Here is a 603-nt window from a genome sequence, read left to right on the forward strand (position 1 = left end):
ACCGATGACCTAGAGAAAGAGGTCGACAATTTTGATGTTGTTATCGACTTTACCGCTCCAGTAAGTACGTTAGCGAACTTAGAGTTATGTAAACAGCATGGGAAGTCTATCGTAATTGGTACCACTGGCTTTAGTGAAGAAGAGCGAGCACTGATTGATGCAGTTGCGAAGCACGTACCTGTTGTGATGGCTCCTAACTACTCTGTTGGTGTGAACCTAGTATTTAAGTTGCTTGAGAAAGCTGCAAAAGTAATGGGTGATTACTGCGATGTCGAGATTGTCGAAGCTCATCACCGCCATAAAGTTGATGCTCCGTCAGGTACTGCGATTGGTATGGGAGAGGCGATTGCTGGCGCTATGGGCAACAAGTTAAGTGATGTTGCGGTGTATGCGCGTGAAGGCATTACTGGTGAGCGTACTAAAGATGAAATCGGTTTTGCAACCATTCGTGCAGGTGACATTGTCGGCGAGCACACAGCAATGTTTGCTGATATTGGTGAGCGAGTCGAAATAACGCACAAAGCGACGGACCGCATGACTTTTGCTAATGGTGCCGTGAAGGCTGCTGTGTGGCTACATTCCAAGCCGGCGGGCTTTTATACC

At 47.4% G+C, this 603-nt stretch carries 1 protein-coding gene; it reads left to right on the forward strand.

Translation table 11 applies throughout. The features are described 5' to 3' along the window. The coding region (gene dapB, locus R8O10_RS26175) for a 4-hydroxy-tetrahydrodipicolinate reductase (protein WP_318192091.1) at nucleotides 1–603 on the forward strand (603 nt) is incomplete at both ends.

This window comes from Vibrio sp. 1727, assembly GCF_033344415.1.
Taxonomy (GTDB): Bacteria; Pseudomonadota; Gammaproteobacteria; order Enterobacterales; family Vibrionaceae; genus Vibrio; species Vibrio alginolyticus.